Origin of the sequence: Streptomyces sp. NPDC058579 (assembly GCF_042718575.1) — a bacterium.
GTDB lineage: Bacteria > Actinomycetota > Actinomycetes > Streptomycetales > Streptomycetaceae > Streptomyces.
The window spans coordinates 195,052-215,419 of the sequence record NZ_JBHXPI010000008.1 but is presented as its reverse complement, the minus strand read 5'-3'; the positions used below and the strand labels follow the sequence as shown (position 1 = coordinate 215,419).

Below are 20,368 nucleotides of genomic sequence, written 5' to 3'. Positions count from 1 at the left end.
TTTCGCGGCGCTTGGGCGGCGTCTGCGTACTCGTCACGGCGGTCACCTGACCCTGCGGGATTCGAGTTGAGGCAGCCGGCCGAGCCGGTCCGGGTGCCACGGAGTGGTGTCGGTCGACTCCCAGGCCTGGAACTCCAGGCCGAGGTCCCGGCACAGGTACTGGGTGACGAACCGGCCGCTCGCGGCGGCGCGGATCAGGCTGCCGCCGCCGAACCACTGGCCCGCGAGCGAGAGCCCGTCGAGGCCGGGCAGCCGCATCCGGTCCTTGTTGATGATCGCGGTGATGACGTCGTCGGCCGCGGTGAAGGACTTCCAGCCGAGGATGGAGCCGCCGCGCACGCCGGTGTACCGCTCCGTCGTCACCGGGGACGCCACGTCGACGACCTCGATCGCCCGGCCGATGCCCGGGTGATGCCGCTCCAGGAAGCCCCGGACGAAGTCGGCGACCTCCTGCTTGCGGGCCCAGTACGCCCGCCGGTCGGTGCGCCGCAACTCCTTCCACGACTCGTAGTCGCTGAAGTACGTGCAGTGGACGACGGACTTGCCCGGCGGGGCGAAGCCGTCGGAGTAGCGGGAGCGCATCTGCACCACGAGGCTGTTCTGCAGGACGCCCGGCAGGGCCTTGCTGTCCTCGTCGGAGAGCAGATAGGTGACGCTGTGCCGGGCGGCGGGGTCCAGCTCGTCCTTCAGACCGATGAAGGCGGAGACGACGCCCGGGTAGACCACGTCCGGGCTCTCGGTCATCTGCGCGAACAGCCCCTCGACCCGAGGGCTGGTGTAGCGGCCGTCGAGCAGGCCGTGGAGGGTGGTGGCGCCGTCGCAGGCGGCCACCACATGGTCGGCGAAGTGCCGTTCGCCGCCGCGCAGTTCGACGCCGATCGCACGGTCGTTCTCCACCAGGATCCGTTCGACCCGGGCCCGGTAGTCGATCCGTCCGCCGAGCCCGGTGTAGCGGTCCTCGACCGAGCGGGCCAGGCCCAGCGAACCGCCCTGCGGGAAACCGGCGTTGAGGTGGTAGGCGCTGGCCATGTTGAACAGGTACGGCAGCAGCGGGAAGACCTCGTGGTCCTGGAAGAAGATGAACGGGAACGCCCGGCGCAGCAGCGGGTCCTGGAACCGGTCGCAGAAGGTCTCCATCCGCGTCACCGCGGTCCGCCACAGCAGCAGGAAGGAGGGGAGGACCGCGCGCAGCGTCGCGAGGCGCTCGCGCGGGGACTGGAGCGGCGAAGGGGTCAGGAACGGGTAGAGGTTGATCCGGGTGAAGCGCCGCAGGTCCCGGCAGAACGCCCGGATGGGGCGGGCGTCGGCCGGCGACAGTTCCAGCAGGTGGGCTTCGAGCCGGTCGGGGTCGTTGTAGAAGGTGACCGAACGGCCGCTCTCGTCGGTGACGGTGTTGAACATCTCGAAGTTCGCGATGCTCTTCCCGTCTAGCGCGCCCAACTCCCGCCAGACGCGGGCGGCGTCATTGCCCCGGCCCGTGCCGGTGAGCCACTCGATGCAGTAGTCGAAGACGTAGTCCTGGCGCGACCAGGCGGTGCAGCAGCCGCCGGGCAGCACGTGCCGCTCGAAGATCCGCGTCTCGGCTCCGCTCATCTGGGAGTACACACCGGTGGAGAGCCCGCCGATGCCACCGCCGATGATGATCACCCGGGGCGCCTCGCCCGGCGCCCTGGCCTCCCGCCGCTCCCACACGGTCCTCTTCTCACGCGACATCGGTCTCCCCCTCCGTCGTGGGCGCGACGGCGAGGAAGGTGAGGCCCTCCCTCGCGGCGGCGGCGATGTCGTCGTCGAGGGCGGCCCGGGCGAGCGCCGCGTTGCGCGCCGCCGGCTTCTCGTCGAGCATCTCGGCGTGCAGGCCGGAGCCGCGCACGAGCCGGTTGCCGGTGGTGGAGGCGGCGGCCCAACTGCCGCGCTGCCCCACCGCGTACAGCTCGGCCTTGGCCTCGTCGGCGATCACGGTCACGGCCGCGGTCACCGTCCCGAGGTTCGGGGTCCGGCCGCAGAACTCCAGGTAGTCCCTGGCCTGGCCGAGCGTCTGCGCGGTGACCGTCTCGGAGCCGGTGTGCCGGCGCAGGTGTTCGCGCAGCTCGTGCTCGAAGGCCTCGACGTGCTCGGCGGCGATGCCGTACGCCTCCTCGATCCGGTACGAGTCAAGGATCACCACGTGGGACACCTCGCGGCCCCGCCGCTCCAGCTCCTTGGCGACCTCGAAGGCGAGGTTGCCGCCGAGGGAGTAGCCGAGCAGGAGGCACGGGCCGGTGGGCCGCAGCTCCTCGACGAGATCGGCGTAGCGAACGGTCTTGTCGCCGTCGACGTGGTTGAAGGCGATCACTTCGTACGAGGGCAGGTGCGCGGCGAAGTGACGGTAGACGAGGCCGTGGCCGCCGGCCGGCGGGAGGCAGAACAGGGCGGGGCCCGCGCCCGCGTTGAACGTCAGCTGCGGCAGGGTCCCGGAGACCCGGCCGGTGACGATGGACTCGACGGTGCGGGCCATGCCGTGGAGCGTGGTGACCTTGAAGAGCAGGCCGACCGGGATGGCGATGCCGAACTCCTTCTGCAGGTGGTGGATGAGTTCGATGAGCGTGATGGAGCTGCCGCCGGAGGCGAAGAAGTCGGTGCTCAGGCCGATCCGTTCGATGCCGAGCACCGCCTTCCAGTGCGCGGCGACCCGCTCCTCGTAGAGCGTCACGGGCGGTTCGTGGTCCTCCTTGGCGGCTTCGGCCCGGGGCTCGGGGAGCGCCGCGGGGTCGACCTTGCCGTTCGGGGTCAGGGGCAGGGCGTCCAGGACCGTCAGCTGGGCCGGGATGAGGTACGTGGGCAGATGGCCGGCCAGATGGCGGCGCAGGGCGAGCGGGTCCGGTGTGCTCCCGGCGGCCGCGACGACGTACGCGCAAAGCGCAGCCTCGCCCGCCGCGCCGGTGCGGACGGTCACGAACGCCTCGGCGATGCCGGGGACTTCGAGCAGCAGGGACTCGATCTCGCCCGGCTCGACGCGGTGGCCGCGCAGCTTGATCTGGGCGTCGGCGCGGCCGAGCAGGTGGATCCGGCCCCGGTCGTCCCTGCGGGCGAGGTCCCCGGTGCGGTAGAGCCGCTCGGGGGCCGCGTCGGGGCCTTGGTCGAGGGTGAGGGTGACGAAGCGCAGGGCGGTCTGCTCGGGGTCGCCCGCGTAGTCGAGGGCGAGGCCGGGGCCGCCGGCCCACAGCTCGCCGACGACACCGGGCGGGACGGGTTCGAGGCGGGCGTCCAGGACGTGCAGGACGCAGTTGGGCAGGGGTGCGCCGACAGGGACGGTGCCGTTGGGGTCGAGGCCGTCGGTGGGGCCTTCGAAGCAGGCGCTGTCGACGGTCGCCTCCGTGAGGCCGTACGAGTTGATGACCCGGGTCTCCGGGCCGCAGAGCCGGCGCAGCCGCTCGTACTCCGCGACCTTCCACGTGTCGGAGCCGACGATCATCAGGCGCATGAAGTCGAGCCGGTGACCGCCCTCCTCGCAGTGGACCATCAGGGCGCGGGCCGTGGCGGGCACGAACTCGGCGCAGTCGACCCGCTCGGCCGTCATCGCCTCGTACAGGCGTGCCGTGTTGAGCAGCAGGTCACGGTCGGCGAGGACGAGCCGGCCACCGGAGCACAGGGCGCGGACCAGGTCGCCGGTGAACACGTCGAAGGAGACGGCGGCGAGCTGGAGATGGACGCCGGGCTCGGCGGCCAGGCCGTACTCCTCGCGCCAGGCGCCGTGGACGGCGGCGAGGGCACGGTGGGAGACGCGCACGGCCTTCGGCCTGCCGGTCGAACCGGAGGTGTGGATGACGTACGCGGGGGTGTCGGGGTCGTGGGGCAGGTCGCCGAGCGGCTCGTCCGCGCCTTCGGTGAGCACGTCCGGGAGCACGTCCGTGAGGAACTCCGCGCCGAGGGCCGCGAGTCGCTCCGCGCCGTCGGGCTCGGCGATGACCAGTGCGGCACCTACGTTGCCCGTCATGGCGGCGAGCCGGTCGACCGGGTGGCCGGGGTCCAGCGGCAGGTAGGCGGCCCCGGCCCGCCAGACCGCGAGCAGGGCGACGATCAGCTCGGGCGACTTCGGCAGGCAGACGGCGACCACGTCGCCGGCGCCCACCCCGCGGGCCCGGAGCCGTCCGGCCAGCGCCGCGGAGGCCCGCTCCAGCTCGCCGTACGTCAGCCGGCGCGCCTCTCCCCCGGTTCCGGCGGCGGGCACGGTGACCGCCACCGCGTCGGGGGTGCGGGCCGCCGCCTCCTCGAAGAGGCGGTGCACGGGCCGGTCCTGGGCGACCACCGGCCCCCGGGCGGCACGGCCGTGCAGGATCTCGTGGCGCTCGTGCGCGCCGAGCATGTCGAGCGCGGCCACCGGCCGGTCGCCCGCGGCGCGGGTCAGGGCGTCGAGGAGCGTGCGGTAGTGGTCGGCCATGCGGCGGACGGTCCGGGGGCCGAACAGGTCGGTGTTGTACTTCAGGACGCAGTGGAAGCGGCTCTCGCTCTCGTCCTCGTACGCGGAGAGGGTGACGTCGAACTGCCCTTCCTCCTCGGGGAGTTCGATGTAGTCGAGGTGATAGCCGTACTGCTGCGAGGACACCTTGTGGGCCAGCAGGATGAACATCGCCTGGAAGACCGCCGAGCGGCTCGGGTCGTGCTGGAGGCCCAGCTTCTCGACGAGCAGCACGAAGGGGTACTCCTGGTGGTCCAGGCCCCCGAGGACGGTCCGGCGGACCTGGGCGAGCAGCTCGCCGACGGTCGGGTCGCCGGCCAGGTTCACGTGCAGCGGCAGCGGGTTGACGAAGTACCCGTAGACGGAGCCGAGTTCCTCGTCCGTGCGGCCGGTCACCGGGCTGCCGACGACGAGGTCGTCCTGTCCGGAGTGGCGGTGCAGCAGGAGGTAGTACGCGCACAGCAGCACCATGAAGGGGGTGACGCCGTGCTCGCGGGCCAGGGTGTGCACCCGGGCGCTGAGTTCCTCGTCGAGGACGAAGAACTCGGAGGCTCCGTTGTGCGTCTGCACCGGCGGCCGGGGCCCGTCCGTCGGCAGGGCGAGCGGCGGGATCTCGGCGGGCAGGGCGCCGCGCCAGTACTCCAGCATGCGGTCGGCGTCCGGGGAGGCCAGGAAGCGGTTCTGCCGGTTGAGGAAGTCGAGGTACCGGGCCGGGACGGGCGGCAGCTCGACCGGCCGGCCCGCGCGCATGCCCTCGTAGAGGGCGAGCAGCTCCTCGATGAAGGTGAAGGTGGAGATGGCGTCCGAGACGATGTGGTGGACCGCCTTCATGATCACCCAGCGGTCGGGGCCGCGCCGGAAGAGCCGGAACCGCATCAGCGGGTCGTGGGCGAGGTCGTACGGCTCGCGGTACTCCGCGACGATCAGCTCGCGGATCTCGTCCCAGGGCAGGCCCTCGACGTCGAACACCTCGAAGTCCGGCTCCATGGGGTCGGAGACGGTCTGCACCGGGCGGCCGTCCTCCAGGACGAAGTTCGCCCGCAGGACGGGGTGGCGGGCGACGAGCGCACGGACGGCCTCCGCCATCAGTTCGGGCTCGATGACCGTACGGACCTCGACGGCGCCGCCGATGTTGTAGGCGAACCCGTCGGGGTTGAGCTGCTTGAGGAACCAGAGCGCCTTCTGGTTCTGGGTGAGGGGGTGGCGGCCCGGGTCCTCGTACAGCTCGATCGTCGCCACCGTGTCCTCGGGCCCCTCGCCCTGAGCCGCGAGCGTCTGCGTGGCGGCGTACAGGTGGGCGATCAACTCCCGTACGGGGGCTCCGCTGAGCAGCGCCACGACGGGCAGCGCGACACCGGTCTCCGCCTGGATCCGGGCCCGCAGCTCCATCGCGAGGAGCGAGTCGAGACCGAGCTCGGCGAGCCCGGCGTCCGGGTCGATCCGCTCGGCGCCCACCCGCAGGACGGTCGCTGCGGGGGCGAGGAAGTGGTCGGCTGCGAGCCTGGCCCGCTCCTCCTCGTCGGCGGCCGCACGGAACCGGGCGAGATAGCCGCCCTGTCCTTCGGCCCCGGCCGGGCCGCCGGCGGACGCGGCGGCCTCGGCGGCGAGTCCGGCGACGAGCGGGGGCGAGGTGGGGTACCAGGCGAGGAAGGTCTTCCAGTCGCTGATCGTGGCGATCAGCAGCTGCGCCCGGTCCTGCCCGAAGACCCGCTCCAGGACGGCCGTCCCGGCGGCCGGGGAGAGCGAGTTCATGCCCCGGACCACGCGGTAGTGCTCGACCAGGCTCAGCTCCTCGATCATGCCGGTCGCCCACGGGCCCCAGTTCAGGCTGAGCGCGGGCAGGCCACGGGCCCTGCGGTGGTGGGCGAGGGCGTCGAGGAAGGCGTTGCCCGCCGCGTAGTTGGTCTGGCCGGTGGTGGTGAGCAGTGCGGCGACGGAGGAGAAGAGCACGAAGTGGTCGAGCGGCTCGTCGCGCAGCAGGTGGTGCAGGAGCCAGGCCCCGGCGGCCTTCGGGGCGAGCACGGCGTCGAAGGAGGCCCGGTCCATGTCCTGGACCGGGATGTCCCGTACGTGCCCGGCGAGATGGAACACCCCGCGTACGGGAGGGGCGTCCCGGTCCCTGCGGGCGGCCAGCCACGCGGCGAGCGCGGGCTCGTCGGCGATGTCGAGGGCCGCGTGCACGGGGTGGGCGCCGAGCGCCTCCAGCTCCTTGACGAAGCGCACTCCGGAGGCCTCGGGGGCGTCCGGGTCGAGGGTCCGCCAGGTGGCGCGGTCGGGCAGCTCGGTACGGCCCACCAGGATCAGGTGCCGGGCGCCCTGGCGGACGAGGTAGCGGCAGAGCAGCCGGCCGAGGGCGCCGAAGGCCCCGGTCACCAAGTAGGCGCCGTCCGGGCGGAGCCGGGGCGGCAGGGGGCGGGTGAGGCCTTCGGGCCGGACGAGTCCGCTGACCAGCCGGCGGCCGTCCCGCAGGGCGACCTCGTCCTGGGGGCGGTCGGCGCCGGGCGGGGCGAGGACCTCACGCAGGAGGGCGTGGGCGTCGGCCTCGGGGTCCGGGGTGGGTCCCTTCCCCGCGGGGGCGGTGGCCGATCCCGCGGGGGCAGTGGCCGACCCCGCGGGGGCGGTGGTCGACCCCACGAGAGCAGTGGCCGTCCCCGCGCCCTCCAGGTCGATCAGCTTGCCGGGGTGGGCGATCAGTTCCTGGTGCCGCAGCACGCGGCCGATGCCCCAGGCCGGGGCGCCGAGGGGTTCGACCGGGTCGCCGGGGGCCGCCGCCTGGGTGCCCCTGGTGACGAGGTGCAGGGCCGCAGGCGCGGCGAGCTGTCCTGGGTCGTCCCGGAGCGCCTGCGCGAGGGCGACGACGGAGTAGGCGCCCAGCGCGCTGTGCCGGTCGAGGTCCTCGCGGGAGGTCGCGTCGAGCGCGGGCAGGTCCAGGTTCCACAGGTGCACGACGGCGCTGACGGGACGCCCGTCGCGCGCGGCCAGGTCGGCGAGGAGCCGCCGCAGGTCGTCGGCGCTCCCGGGCACGACCTCGGAGCGCGCGCCGTCGTCCGCGCCGAAGGTGTACGCGTCGCCCGGCCGGACGAGGTGGCAGCTCCCGCCACGCGCGGTGACGAGCCGCTCCAGGGCGTCCGCCACTCCCCCGCGCCGGTCGGCGAACAGCAGCCAGCTCCCGGGGTCCTTGGCGTCGACCTCGTCCAACGACTCCTCCGTCCACGCCAGTTCGGCGAGCCAGCCGTCGATCGTGGCGAGTCCGACCGTCGCCGATGCCTGCTCGACGTCCGCGGCGCGGAAGCCGTGGACGTGGCCGACTCGTTCGCCTCCTTCGGTGTAGAGGACGATGTCGCCGACGAGTTCGTCGTCCGCGCGCCGGGTGATCGTGGCGTGGGCCCACAGGGGCCGGTCGCCGATCGGTGTCGTCCGCACCTCGTCTACGGAGAGCGGCAGCAGGATGCCCGTGCCCGCCTCACCGGCCGCGGTCTCGTCCGGGAGTCCGGCCACGAGCAGGGCCTGGAAGCAGGCGTCGAGGAGGACGGGGTGGAGCTGGTGGCCCGCCGCGCCGCCGCCGACGCTCGCGGGCGGCCGGATCAGCGCGAGCGCCTCGCCCTGTCCGTGCTCGCCGCGCCCCCGCCACGCCTCGGCGATGCCCTGGAAGGCGGGTCCGTAGTGGTAGCCACGCGCGCCGAGGGTCTCGTAGCAGGTCACGGAGTCGAGGGTCCGCTCCGCGCGCTTGCGGATCGCCTCCACCTCCGCCGGCGTACGACGTGGCACGGGCGCCCCGCCGCGTACGACTCCGACGGCGTGGACGGTGGGGCTGTCACCGCCGCCGGTCGCCACCGTGAACGCGGCCGACCGGGTGGAGAGCGACAGCTGGACCGCCTTGGGGGCGTCGTCCGGCAGGAACAGGGCCTTGCGCAGTTCGATGTCGCCGAGCACGACGTCCTCGGCGCCGGTCACCGCCCGGACGGCCTGGGTGGCCATCTCGATGTAGCCGGCGGCGGGGAACAGGGTCCGCCCCTGGATGCGGTGGTCGGCGAGATAGGGCTGAGTCTCGACGTCGAGCGCCACCTCCCAGGTGGGCTCGGCGGTGTCGAGGCGCCGGCCGAGCAGCGGGTGGTCCTGCCGGCCGAGGCGTACCTGGGCGACCGGCTCGGGTTCGGTCCAGTAGCGGTCGCGCCGCCAGGGATAGCGCGGCAGGGGTACGGACCGGCCGCGCGGGTGGAGGGCGTGCCAGTCGACCCGGCTGCCGAGGGTGTGGAGCGCGGCCAGGGAGGTGGTGAAGCGGAGGGCCTCGTCCTCGGCTCGGCGGATGGAGGGCAGCGTGGTCGCGGTGGACTCACCGGTCTCGGCCGCGTGCTGGAAGCACTCCTTGATGGAGTGGCCGAGCACCGGATGCGGCCCGATCTCCAGGAAGGTGCGGTAGCCGTCGGCGGCGAGCGCGTCGACGGCCGCGCGGAAGCGCACGGTGTCGCGCACGTTGTGCCACCAGTAGTCGGCGTCCAGCTCGGGGCCTTCGGCCCGGCCTTCCCGTCCGGTGAGGTGGAGCGGAAGCCGGGCGGCGCGGGGCTCGATGTCGGCGAGCTCGGCGAGCAGTTCGTCCTTGATCGCGTCCATCGCGGCGGAGTGGTACGGCACTTGTACGTCGAGGAGCTTCGCGAACACCCCGTCGGCGCGCAGGGACGTGGCGAACGCGCCGAGCGCGGCCTCCTCGCCGGCCAGGGTGAGTGCGCCCGGGCTGTTGACGGCGGCGACGGACAGCCGCTCTCCGAAGGGCGCGGCCCGGCGCAGCGCCTCGTCCTCGGGGAGCCCGACGGCGAGCATGGTGCCGGTGCCGGCCAGCCTGTGCTGGAGGCGGCTGCGGGTCAGCACGATCCGCACGGCGTCGCGGAGGCTGTACACCCCGGCCTCGTAGAACGCGGCGATCTCGCCCGTGCTGTGGCCGACGACGGCGGCGGGCTCCACCCCGTGCGCCCGCCAGAGTGCGGCGAGGCCCACCTGGACGGCGAAGTTGGCGGGCTGGGCCAGCCAGGTCTCCGCCATCCTGGAGGCGCCCTCGGCCGCGTTCAGTTCGGCCACGAGGGACCAGCCGGCCTGGGCGGCGATCTCCCGGTCGACGGCCTCGACGGCCTCGCGGTAGACGGGCCGGGACGCGAACAACTGGCGCCCCATCGCCCACCATTGGGGGCCCATGCCGGTGAACACCCAGACGGGTTCGGCCTGTCGGCCCTCGCGCCGCTTCCCGGTCAGCACACGGGGGTGCTCCTCGCCCCGGCCGTACGCGGCGAGGGCCTCGTCGAGCTCCTCGGGCGAGCCGTACACGACGGACAGCCGGACGTCGTGGTGCTGGCGGCGATGGGCGAGGGAGTACGCCAGGTCCGGGAGGGACGCGCCCTCGTCGGGGGCGGCCAGTTCCGCGCGGACGGACTCGGCGAGCGCGGGCAGGACGGCGGGGTCGCGCGTGCTGAGCGGGAGGACGGAGGGCACGGGCGCGGGAGCATCGGTGGCGTCGGTGGCATCCGTGACGACGGGCAAGGGCACGGGCGCGGCTTCGAGCAGGACGTGGGCGTTGGTGCCGCCGAAGCCGAAGGAGTTGACCCCGGCGCGGGCGGTTCCCTCGTGCGCTGGCCAGGGCGTGAGCCGGTCGGGGATCTCGTACGGCGCGGCGGCGAGGTCGATGGCGGGGTTGATCCGCTCCAGGTTGATGTGGGGCGGGATGAGCCGGTGCTTGAGGCTGAGCGCGGCCTTGATGAGCCCGGCGATACCGGCGGCGGACTCGGTGTGCCCGATGTTCGTCTTGACCGAGCCGACGTAGCAGGCGTCGCCCGGCTTGCGCCCGATGGCGAGGACCCGGGCCAGCGCGCCCGCCTCCACGGGGTCGCCGACGGGCGTAGAGGTGCCGTGGGCCTCGACGTACTGGAGGTCGCCGGGTGTGATGCCGGCCCGTGCGCAGACCTGCTCGATCAGGGTGACCTGGGCGTCGGCGCTGGGGACGGTGATGCCGTTGGTGCGGCCGTCCTGGTTGACGCCGGTCTCGGTGACGACGGCGTGGATCCGGTCCCCGTCCCGTACCGCGTCCGAGAGCCGCTTGAGGACGACGATCCCGACGCCCTCGGCGCGGACGTAGCCGTTCGCCTCGGCGTCGAAGGTCCGGGAGCGGCCCTCCGGGGAGAGGAAACCGCCCTTCGTCTCGGCGATCGTGTACTGCGGCGTCAGGTGGAGCAGCGTGCCGCCGGCCAGGGCGAGCGAGCTCTCGCCGCGCCGCAGGCTCTCGCAGGCGAGGTGGACGGCGACGAGGGAGGAGCTGCACGCGGAGTCGACGGAGAGGCTGGGCCCCCGGAAGTCGAAGCAGTGCGAGAGCCGGTTCGACACCATCGTCATCATCGTGCCGGTCGCGGTGTGCGCGCCGAGGGTGTCGAAGCGCAGGTCGGCGAATTGCAGGATCTTGTAGTCGAGGGTGAACGCGCCGACGAACACGCCGACGTCCCGCCCGGCGAGCTCGGCCGGCTTCTGCCCACCGTCCTCCAGGGCCTCCCAGCTCACCTCGAGGAGCTTGCGCTGCTGCGGGTCCATGGAGTGCGCCTCGCGGGGGCTGATCCCGAAGAACTCCGGGTCGAACTCGTCGAAGCCGTCGATGTATCCGCCGCGCCCGCCGACCAGCCGACCGGGTTTGGACTTGTCACGGCTGCCCAGTGAGGCGACGTCGTACCGGTCGAGCGGCGTGGGAGTGATGCAGTCCTTCCCGTCGACCAGGTTGCGCCAGAAGCCGCGGTGGTCGTTCGCGCCGCCGGGGAAGCGGCAGCCGATCCCGATGATCGCGATCTTCTCGGCGCGCGTGGGGAGGGCGGCCGAGGCGGCGACTTGGGCATGGCGAAGCGATTCAGGCATGAGCGGTCCCTTGATTCGCGTAGCGAGAGAAGAGGTGGGGCAGGACGAGGCGGAACGGCACGAGTCGAGACGTCACGGAAAGACGCGCGGGCGCCACAGAAAGCGGACGCGGGCGACGCGGCCCGGGGAGGTCCGAGGTGCGGGGTCCGAGGCGCTGGGGCCGAGGTGCGGAGTCCGCGGTACGGGGCCGGTCAGCCGACCGAGCGCCGCCAGGGGTGGACGAGTGTGGCCAGGACGGCGCCGGTGTCGGGGAAGGAGCCGGGGTCGGTCAGGCCGACGGACTCCGGTTCACGGCCGGGGCGCCAGGTGAACGTGCCGAACACCCGGTCCCAGACAGACAGGTCGGAGGCGTAGTGGCCGGCTTCGGAGAGGTCGGTGCTGTGGTGCAGCCGGTGCTGCTCGGGCCCGGAGAGGACGTGGTTGAGCAGCCCGAGCCGTACGCGGACGTTGGCGTGGACGAAGTACCCCTGGGCGACGACGAAGAGACCGACCGCGAACACCGTCCGCTCGGAGAACCCGACCAGGGCCAGGGCCAGTTGGACGAAGCCCTGGGAGATGACGACGTCGAGCACGTGGTTGACCCCGTTGTTGCCGGCGTTGACCTTCGTGGGGACGTGGTGGACGCCGTGCAGCCGCCAGAGCCAGGCGTAGGTGTGGCCCGCGCGATGCACCGCGTAGCTCGCGAGCGAGCCCAGGAGCAGGGCCACGGGTATCTCGGCCCACAGGGGCAGCCACGGATCGCGGCGGGCGACCTTGCCGACGGCGTACAGCACGAGGTTCTGCCCGAGGGTGCCGCCGACGGCGGTGAGGACGTAGTACACGCCGTACCACCCCCACTCCCGGCGCTCGGGCTGCCAGGAACGGTCGTACGGGATGAGGAACTCGAGCAGCACGAGATAGCCGAGCACCGTGAACTGGAACAGCAGAACGGCGCGCCCCGTGTCCCAGCCGCGTCCTTCGGTGAGGAGGAAGACGGCGGCGACCGCGAGCAGCAGGACCGGTTGGGCGGTCACGGCCAGGACATCGCGCGCCGATAACCGGGGCATGGCACTCCACTTCTTGGGGACGGCCGGACACGTGGGAGCGCTCCCCGACCAGGAGGGAGGCACCGGGGAGCTTGATGACAGTATGAATTCACATGACTACGTACGGCAACGGTCACCGACCGGCGCACGGTGTCGAACGCGCCGGTGCCAATGATCCAAATACCCCCGCGCGCACCCCCGAAGATCGTCTCAACCAGGCTTATTTCCGCCGGGAGTTGATCGCACGGATTGCCGGATCGATTCGCCATGGCCGGACATGACGTGACGGCCCTTGAAGTGCCCTTACGACAGCGGGCGGGCGCCGCGCAGGAACTGTTCGACCGCGGTCTCCACGAGGCTGTCGAGCAGGTCCGCCGGGACGAAGTCGCTGTTGATGGTCGAGGCCATGCCCTGGAGCGTCGCGAACAGGACGATCCCGATCCGCTCAGGGTCGCCGCCCTGCAGCGCACCCTGCTCCTGCCCGCCCATCCGCCCGAACGGCGCTTCGGCCGCCTTGACGACGCACGTCGCGCCCGGACGGTGCTTGCTCGAACACATCAGCTCGAGAAGTGCGGCGTTCTCGGTGGCGAAACGGACGTACGCCGTCATCGTGACCCGCACGCGCGAGGGCGGGATCGGCCGCATAGCGGCCGCCGCTCTGGCCACCAAGGGCGCCCATGCCGTCCTCGCCGTGGGCGACCTCGAAAAGGGGCGGGAGGCGGCCGCGTCGAGCCCGGCAGTCCCTCGCGGGCCTCGGAGGCGCCTGACGGTCCACCCTTATAACCGGAATTGGGCATTTCGGTGGACGGTTCGACAGCTAAACGATCACAATGTGCAGGAACTGTGGAGGCGACCGGCAGGGGGTTCCGAGACCCGTGCCGTGCGTCGGCACACGGCGGCCACCGGTACGCACGTCGGAGGCGGCACCCCCCCCTGTACCCGAGTCGATCTGGAGTCGGCGTGACGCCACCCCCCGTTCCCACCCCGCAGCCGGACCCGGCCGACGCCTCCGGCGCCGGCGGTCCCTTCGACGCGGTGCCCGCACTCGACGGGGAGCTGTGTTTCGACGGCGCCACCCTGGAAGCGGCCTCCGGCGACTTCGGCCGCATGGTCCGCCGGTCGCCCGCCGCTGTCCTCAAGCCCGGCTCGGCCGACGACGTGGCCACGATGGTCCGTTACTGCCGGGAGCGCGGAGTGAAGGTCGCCGGGCGCGGTCAGGGCCACTCGACCAACGGACAGGCCCAGGTACCGGCCGGGCTCGTCGTCGACCTCGGCTCCCTCGACGCCGTCGAGATCCGCGACAACACAGCGGTCGTGCAGGGCGGGGTGCTGTGGAGCACCCTGGTCCGCGCCACCCTGCCCCTGGGCCTCACCCCGCCCGTCTTCACCGACTACCTGGAGCTGTCCGTGGGCGGCACGCTGTCCGCCGGGGGTCTCGGCGGGCAGATCGGTCACCACGGCACGCAGGTCGACAACGTCCTCGAACTCGAAGTGGTCACCGGCGAGGGCGAGCTGACCACCTGCTCGCCCACCGAGCGTCCGGACCTGTTCCGGGCCGCCCTCGGCGGCCTCGGGCAGTGCGCGATCATCACCCGCGCCACCCTCGCCCTTGTCCCCGCGCCCCGCTCCGTACGGCTCTACACCCTGACGTACCCGAGCGTCGCCGCGCTCACCGCGCGGGAGGCCGAACTGATCAGGGAAGGCCGGTTCGACTACCTGGTCGGCCAGGTGATGCTCACCCCGGACGGCTGGATCCACTTCATCGAAGCCGCGTCCTACGACGCCACCGCCGCCGACGACGCCCGGCTCACGGACGGCCTGGGATACACCTCGGTCGAGGCCCAGGAAATGGAGTACTTCGACTTCCTCGACCGGATCGCCCCGCTGGTGGACATGCTCAGGTCGAACGGCGAGTGGCAGCGCCCCCACCCCTGGTACGACAGCCTGCTGCCCGCGTCCACCGTGAACGAGGTCGTCACGGAGACGCTGGCCGGCCTCAAGTCCGGCTCCCTCGGCGCGAGCGCGGTCGTCCTCCTGTACCCCGTGCTCACCACCAAGTGCCGGACCCCGCTCCCGGTCATGCCGGACGAGGAACTCGCCTATCTCTTCTCCCTCCTCAAGACCGCTTCCCCCGGAGCGGACTCCGCCGAGGAGATGGTCGCCGCGAACCGCGCCCAGTACGACACCACGGTCGAGGCGGGCGGCACCTGGTACCCGATCGGTTCGGTCCCGCTCACCACGGACGACTGGGTCCGCCACTTCGGCGCCTTCTGGCCCGAGTTCCGCGCCGCCCGCCACCGCTACGACCCCGACGGCATCCTCACGCCGGGCCAGCGCATCTTCTGACCCGAGCGGGGCCCGGTCCGGCACGGGACCGGGCCGGTCGGCGAAGATGGTGGCGTCACCCCGTCCCTCGACACGAGGAGCGTCCGCCCTGATGTCCACCCCCGGTTCCGGTCCCGGTACGAGGCCGCCGACGATCGCCGATGTCGCCAGGGTCGCCGGTGTGTCGCGTACGACGGTCTCGCACGCCCTCAACGGGATCGGCAAGGTCGACCCCCGGACCCGGGAGCGCATCAAGCAAGTCGCCGCGGACCTCGGTTACCGGCCCAACCTGCGGGCCCAGCGGCTGCGGCGCGGGGAGGCGAAGGCCATCGCACTCGCCTCCTCCATGCCGTTCGCGGTGGCGGGCGGACCGTCGCGGCTCGGGTTCTACATGGAGGTCGCGGCCGCGGCCGCCGAGAGCGCCCTCCTGCACGACTACGCGCTGGTGCTCGTACCGCCCGTGCAGTCCGGCTCCGCGCTGTACTCCGTCGACATCGACGGGGCCATCGTCGTGGAGCCCGACGCCGACGACCCGGCGGTCGCCGCCCTCAAGGAACGCGGGCTGCCGTACGTGACGCTCGGCAGGCCCGTGTCACCCGCCGAGGACGTACCGTACGTCGATCTGCGCGGCGGCCTCGTCGCCGAGCTGCTCCTGACCCATCTGCACGAGCAGGGGGCCCGCCGGCCCGCCCTGCTCATCGGCTCCGGCCGACGCCACTCGGCCGTGGACGCGCGCGCCGCCTACGAGCGGCTCGCGGACGAGCACGGCTGGACGCCGCTCGTGGCGACCGCGCCCGAGGCGGGCGGTGAGCAGGCCGGGTACGAACGGTGTGCGGCCCTGCTCGCCGAGCACCCCGGGATCGACGCGGTCTGCGCGATGGTCGACGCCTTCGCTGTGGGCGCGGTCCGGGCGATCCGGGACAGCGGGCGCGCCGTGCCGGACGACGTCATGGTCGTCACCCGGTACGACGGCCTGCGCGCCCGGACCTGCGAACCGCCCCTGACCGCCGTCGACCTGCACCTGGACCGGGCGGCGGCCGACGCGGTGACGCTGCTCCTGGGCCGGCTGCGCGGTGGGGCGGACACCCCCGCCACCGCGCCCGTGCCGACGGTCCCGGAGCCGCGCGTCATCGCCCGCCGCTCGTCGCAGCGAGGTCCGACGGGGGCGTGAGACCCCGGGGTCAGAGGCCCAGGATCAGCAGCGCCCCCGAGACGAGCGCGAAGACGAGCACGAAGAGCCGCATCCGCCGCGCGTCGAGCCGATCGTGCGCCAAGCGGCTCAGCCACGCGCCCGCGGCGATCGCGGGAACGAGGGCGAGCGCCCAGCCGAGGTCGGCCGGCCTCCCCTCCCCCGTCGCGAACAACAGCAGCAGCGAGGCGACTTCACCGACGAGGAAGCACACGGCGACGGTGGACCGCAGCTCCGCCGGCGGCCGGTGCTGGTAGACGAGGGCGAGCGGCGGGCCGCCGACCCCCGTCGCCGTCTCCGTCAGGCCCGTCACCGCGCCCGCGCCCACATAGGCGACGCGGCCCGGCGTGAACGCGGGCGCCGCCAGGCTCACCACGGCCGCGAGCACAGTGGCGACGCCCACGAACAGACCGAGGCTGCGCTCCGGGATCAGCCACAGCAGCGCGAGGCCGCCAGGGGTCGCCGCGAGGCGCGCGGCCGTGATCCAGCCCGCGCCGCGCAGGTCGAGCGAGGACCGTTCACGCCAGGCGACGTACAGGTTGAGCGGGATCATCGACGCCAGGACGAACACGGGGACCAGGCGCGGGTCGAGGATGCCCGCCACCGGGGCGACGATCAGGGCGAAACCGAGTCCGCTGCTGCCCTGGACGAACGCGGCGGCCGTCACGGTGAGGGCGAGGACCGCCAGTGTTCCGGCGGTCACTTCGCGGTCCTCACGGCCCGCGCCACCGTCGATGTCGGATGGACGCGGGTGATGGCGGCGCCGCCCACAGCCCTACGCGCCAGCTCGGCCGCCCGGCGCACGAGGGCGGCCCCGTCCCAGTCGACGGGCCGGCCGCCCCACAGCCGCAGCCGGCCGGCGACGAAGACGGCGGTGATCTGGTCGCGGTTGCCGCGCCGCACCAGCTCCCAGGGCAGGTCCCAGGAGAGCGCGAGTTCCGGGGTGGTGGTGTCGACGAGGAGGAAGTCGGCGGCGAGCCCCTCGGTGATCGCGCCGGTCCGCGCGCCGAGGCCGACGGCGTCGGCTCCGCCGCGAGTCGCGTGCTCCAGCCAGGTCCAGCCGGCGCCGCAGGACGAGTCGCCGGTGGCGAGCCCGTACGCGAGCCGCTGCGCGAACTCGGCCGCGTCGGCGAGCCGGAAGCCGTCGCCGCGCGTGCCGTCGGTACCGAGCCCGAAGCGGATGCCCCGCTCGGCCATCGCGGTGGCGGGCGCGACGGCGTTGCCCTTCCAGGCGCTGGCGACGGGGTTGTAGCTGACGGCGGTGCCGGTCTCGGCGAGCAGGGTGAGTTCGCGCGGGGTGAGGAGGGTGGCGTGCGCGGCGAGCAGGTGGGGGCCGAGCACGCCGAGCCTGTGGAGGTGTCCCAGGGGCCGCAGGCCGTGGCGTACGAGGGAGCGTTCGACCCCTGCCAGGTGCTCGTTGACGTGGATCTGGAGGACCGCTCCGGACTCGGCCGCGAGACGGGCGGTGTGCCGGAGGGTCTCCTCGGTGGCGGCCTCGGGGATGGAGACGGCGAGGGAGGCGTGGATCAGCGGGTCGCCTTCGTAGCGCGCGAGGTGCTTCTCGGCGCTGTCCGGGGCGGACGAGGCCGACGAGGCCGACACGATCTCGCCGTCGGCGTCGTTACGGACCAGGCCGAGGACGCACCGGATTCCGGCGTCGCGCGCCGCGGCGGCCACCACCTCGACGTCGACATCGGCGCGGGTCCCCGCGTCGGCGACGGTGGTGAAGCCGCCGCGCAGGGCTTCGAGCACGGCCAACTTGGCGGCGACGTACGCCGCTTCCTCGTCCAGGGCGCCCTCGAGCGGCACCCACACCCTACGGAAGATCTCCGACGGCTCCCCGAAGGCGAGCGCGGCACCGAAGCTCTGGGTGAGGTGGTGGTGGGAGTCGACGAAGCCGGGCATCAGGAGGTGTCCCGGGAGCGGGACAGGTTCGAGGTGGGGATGGGTGCGCGCCACGTCCGCGAGGGGGCCCACGCGCTGGAAGGACCCGTCGGCGACGACGACCGCGTGACCCTCGGCGGGGCCCTCCGGCAGCAGCACGGCGTCCGGTACGAGCAGGAGGGGCCGGTCCGAACCGGTCAGGGCGTCACGGGTGAGCTTGTTCATCGGTCGCTTTCCGTACGAGGGGAGCCGAGGCGGGCTCCGGTGGGGCGGGCAGAAGTCAGCCGGGCGGCGACGTTCGGCCTGACGTGGTGGAAGAGGACGTTGAGGACGGCGGCGACGAACGCGCCGACGGCGACGCCGCTTTCGAGGAGGATGCGGAGGTTCGGCGGGAAGCCCCCGTACACGCCGGGAACGAGGATCGGGAGCAGTCCGAGCGCGAGGGCGACGGCGCAGATGAAGGTGCTCGTGTGCGTGCCGAGGTCGGAGCGGCCGAGCATCTGCACGCCGAGCACGGTGATCACGGCGAAGACGACCATCGCCGTGCCGCCGACGACCGCCGACGGGATGACGCTGATCGCGCGGGTCACGGGGGCGAGGAACCCGATGGCGATGAGTACGACACCGGCCGCGGCGGTCACGAACCGGCTGCGGACGCCGGTGACGCGGACGATGCCGATGTTCTCGCCGCTGGTGACCATGAGCGGCAGGCCGAAGAAGCCGCCGAAGAGCGAGGTGAGCGCGTCGCCCCGGACGGTCTTGGGGACGTCGGTGCGGGTGTCGATCTCCTTGCCGACGGCCTCCGCGTTGATGACGGTCTGTCCGGTGGCCTCCGCCATGGAGGCGAGGCTGTAGAGCATCAGCGGCAGCGCGGCGACCAGGTTGAACTGGGGCGAGCCGAACGGCATCAGCTGCGGCAGGGTGAGCAGGCCGCCGTCGGTGGCGCCGCCGAGGTCGACGGAGCCGAGAGCTGCGGCGAGGCCGGTGCCGGCCAGGAGGCCGAGCATGACGGCGAGTTGGCGCAGGATGCCGCTGAAAAACAGGTAGAAGGCGACGGTGAAGCCGATGGTGGCCAGGCCGAGGCCGAGGTTGAGGGGGTCGGCGAAGCCCGGCGTGCCGGGGCGTCCGGTGACGAGGACCGCGCCGACCTTCACCAGGTTGACGCCGACGATGACGATCATCGTGCCGATGACGAGGGCCGGGAAGAAGGCCAACAGCCGGGAGAAGACCGGGAGTACGAGGAAGTAGAAGGCCGCGGTGAGGATCACGGCCCCGGTGGCGGTGCGCAGACCGTGCTGTTCGGCGATGGCGAGGAAGAGGATCAGGGGCGCGCCGCCCGGCAGCATCACGAACGGCAGCCGGGGACCGAACTTCCACGGACCGAGGGACTGGATCAGGGAGCCGACCCCGGAGAGCACGAAGGCCGCCGAGAGCAGGTTGACGGTGAGTCCGGGGTCGAGGCGGAGGGTCGCGCTCATCAGGAAGATCGCCGAGATGGGGGTGGCGGCCATGACGAGCACGTGCTGGACCCCGAAGAGCAGGATCCTGCCCAGGGGGCGGGACTGGTCGACGGGGTGGGGGGTCTCGGGGGCGGAGGGCTCGGGGGGCTCGGGGCTGGGGCCCTCGGGGGGCTCGGGGCTGGGGCCCTCGGGGGGCTCGGGGCTGGGGCCCTCGGGGGGCTCGGGGCTGGGGCCCTCGGGGGCGGGGGTCTCGGGTGTCTCAGGAGCTGGGGATCGTCGTTCCGTACCGGGAAGGTGGTGGGGAGTGGACACGTTCGGGCTCCGTTCGGGCGTCGCTGCACGCTCGGATGTCAGCCGCGATCCAGCCCCGGACGGAGGGCCGATGCGATGAGGCCAAATCGATTTGGCCGCCAGTATCCGAGGGCCACCGCCCACCGTCAAGACTCTTAGACTGTCCCCATGAAGATCGAGCCGCGGCTGCTCCCGCGCGTCCCCGGGCAGGAGCCGCCGGCGCCGCTCGCCCCGCCCGCTCCCGACGAGGCGCCGCACGTGTGGCTCGTCCGGGCGCCCGAAGTCGACCTGCCCGCCGAGCGGATGGACGTGCTCGACGCCGGGGAGCTGGCGACCGCGCGGGGGTTCCGGAGCGCCGCGGACCGGCGTACGTACACCGAGGTGCACGTGGGGCTGCGGGTGCTGTTGGGGGCCTACCTCGGGGTGAAGCCCCGGGACGTGCCGCTCGTACGGCGGCCGTGCCCCGAGTGCGGGGAGCCGCACGGGCGGCCCGCCGTCGAGGGCGATCCGCTCCACGTCTCCCTCTCGCACAGCGACGGGCTCGGCCTGCTGGCCTTCGCCGCGAGCCCGGTCGGGGTGGACGTCGAGCGGCTCCCGGAGCCGGCCACGGTCGAGGAGGTCGCGCCGATGCTGCATCCGCGCGAGGCGGAGGAGTTGGCCGGGTACGCGGCGGCCGACCGACCTCGCGCCTTCGCCCGGACCTGGGCGCGCAAGGAGGCGTATCTGAAGGGCCTCGGCACCGGCCTCGCCCGCGGGCTCGCGCTCGACCACGTCGGCTCGGCCGAACCGTGCGAGGCCCGGCTGCCGGGCTGGCGGATCGCCGACGTCCCGGTCGACCCCACGCACGCGGGGGCCGTGGCCGTACGGAGCTGAGCGC

At 73.1% G+C, this 20,368-nt stretch carries 10 protein-coding genes; 3 read left to right on the top strand and 7 right to left on the bottom strand.

The annotated features are described in order from the left end of the window. Nucleotides 1-42: 42 nt before the first annotated feature. The 4 genes from ACFWRO_RS13875 to ACFWRO_RS13860 form a co-directional block, all read right to left on the bottom strand. Nucleotides 43-1,713: a phytoene desaturase family protein gene (locus ACFWRO_RS13875; RefSeq protein ID WP_384509063.1), complete on the bottom strand. Its 1,671-nt coding sequence runs from the start codon at nt 1,711-1,713 to the stop codon at nt 43-45. Continuing rightward, on the bottom strand, nt 1,703-11,317 hold the full coding sequence (locus ACFWRO_RS13870) for an amino acid adenylation domain-containing protein (protein WP_384509060.1): 9,615 nt from the start codon (nt 11,315-11,317) through the stop codon (nt 1,703-1,705). The genes ACFWRO_RS13875 and ACFWRO_RS13870 overlap by 11 nt, the downstream gene beginning before the upstream one ends. A 191-nt stretch (nt 11,318-11,508) precedes the next feature. Next, nucleotides 11,509-12,363: a sterol desaturase family protein gene (locus tag ACFWRO_RS13865; RefSeq protein WP_384509057.1), complete on the bottom strand. Its 855-nt coding sequence runs from the start codon at nt 12,361-12,363 to the stop codon at nt 11,509-11,511. A gap of 282 nt (nt 12,364-12,645) precedes the next feature. Further along, nucleotides 12,646-12,987: a hypothetical protein gene (locus ACFWRO_RS13860; RefSeq protein WP_384509054.1), complete on the bottom strand. Its 342-nt coding sequence runs from the start codon at nt 12,985-12,987 to the stop codon at nt 12,646-12,648. Nucleotides 12,988-13,302: 315 nt separating this feature from the next. On the opposite strand from ACFWRO_RS13860, the gene ACFWRO_RS13855 reads away from it, so the two are divergent. Together ACFWRO_RS13855 and ACFWRO_RS13850 are read left to right on the top strand one after the other, a co-directional pair. Beyond that, nucleotides 13,303-14,688 carry an FAD-binding protein gene (locus ACFWRO_RS13855; protein WP_384509053.1) on the top strand — a complete coding sequence of 462 codons (1,386 nt, stop codon included), beginning with the start codon at nt 13,303-13,305 and terminating at the stop codon, nt 14,686-14,688. 91 nt (nt 14,689-14,779) lie between these two features. After that, entirely contained in the window at nt 14,780-15,838 is a 1,059-nt protein-coding gene (locus tag ACFWRO_RS13850; protein WP_384509050.1) for a substrate-binding domain-containing protein, read from the top strand. A gap of 10 nt (nt 15,839-15,848) precedes the next feature. Here ACFWRO_RS13850 and ACFWRO_RS13845 read toward each other — a convergent pair whose 3' ends face one another. Genes ACFWRO_RS13845 through ACFWRO_RS13835 form a run of 3 tightly spaced genes read right to left on the bottom strand, consistent with a single transcriptional unit; the run spans nt 15,849 to nt 19,251 of the window. Continuing rightward, on the bottom strand, nt 15,849-16,559 hold the full coding sequence (locus tag ACFWRO_RS13845) for a sulfite exporter TauE/SafE family protein (protein WP_384509047.1): 711 nt from the start codon (nt 16,557-16,559) through the stop codon (nt 15,849-15,851). Continuing rightward, nucleotides 16,556-17,965, bottom strand: coding sequence for an amidohydrolase family protein (locus ACFWRO_RS13840; protein WP_384509045.1), 1,410 nt, complete (start codon nt 17,963-17,965; stop codon nt 16,556-16,558). Before ACFWRO_RS13840 ends, ACFWRO_RS13845 begins: the two co-directional genes overlap by 4 nt. Then, nucleotides 17,962-19,251, bottom strand: a complete 1,290-nt coding sequence (locus ACFWRO_RS13835; protein ID WP_384509201.1) for a uracil-xanthine permease family protein — start codon at nt 19,249-19,251, stop codon at nt 17,962-17,964. Before ACFWRO_RS13835 ends, ACFWRO_RS13840 begins: the two co-directional genes overlap by 4 nt. A gap of 408 nt (nt 19,252-19,659) precedes the next feature. Here ACFWRO_RS13835 and ACFWRO_RS13830 point away from each other — a divergent pair, with 408 nt between their 5' ends. Further along, nucleotides 19,660-20,364, top strand: coding sequence for a 4'-phosphopantetheinyl transferase family protein (locus tag ACFWRO_RS13830; RefSeq protein WP_384509042.1), 705 nt, complete (start codon nt 19,660-19,662; stop codon nt 20,362-20,364). The last annotated feature ends 4 nt before the right edge of the window (nt 20,365-20,368 follow it).

Excerpts from the sequence above, each read along its gene's own strand:
- ACFWRO_RS13850 (WP_384509050.1), top strand. The coding sequence starts at position 14,780 with ATGTCCACCCCCGGTTCCGGTCCCGGTACGAGGCCGCCGACGATCGCC.
- ACFWRO_RS13830 (WP_384509042.1), top strand. The coding sequence starts at position 19,660 with ATGAAGATCGAGCCGCGGCTGCTCCCGCGCGTCCCCGGGCAGGAGCCG.
- ACFWRO_RS13875 (WP_384509063.1), bottom strand. The coding sequence starts at position 1,713 with ATGTCGCGTGAGAAGAGGACCGTGTGGGAGCGGCGGGAGGCCAGGGCG.
- ACFWRO_RS13860 (WP_384509054.1), bottom strand. The coding sequence starts at position 12,987 with ATGCGGCCGATCCCGCCCTCGCGCGTGCGGGTCACGATGACGGCGTAC.
- ACFWRO_RS13840 (WP_384509045.1), bottom strand. The coding sequence starts at position 17,965 with ATGAACAAGCTCACCCGTGACGCCCTGACCGGTTCGGACCGGCCCCTC.
- ACFWRO_RS13865 (WP_384509057.1), bottom strand. The coding sequence starts at position 12,363 with ATGCCCCGGTTATCGGCGCGCGATGTCCTGGCCGTGACCGCCCAACCG.
- ACFWRO_RS13870 (WP_384509060.1), bottom strand. The coding sequence starts at position 11,317 with ATGCCTGAATCGCTTCGCCATGCCCAAGTCGCCGCCTCGGCCGCCCTC.
- ACFWRO_RS13835 (WP_384509201.1), bottom strand. The coding sequence starts at position 19,251 with ATGGCCGCCACCCCCATCTCGGCGATCTTCCTGATGAGCGCGACCCTC.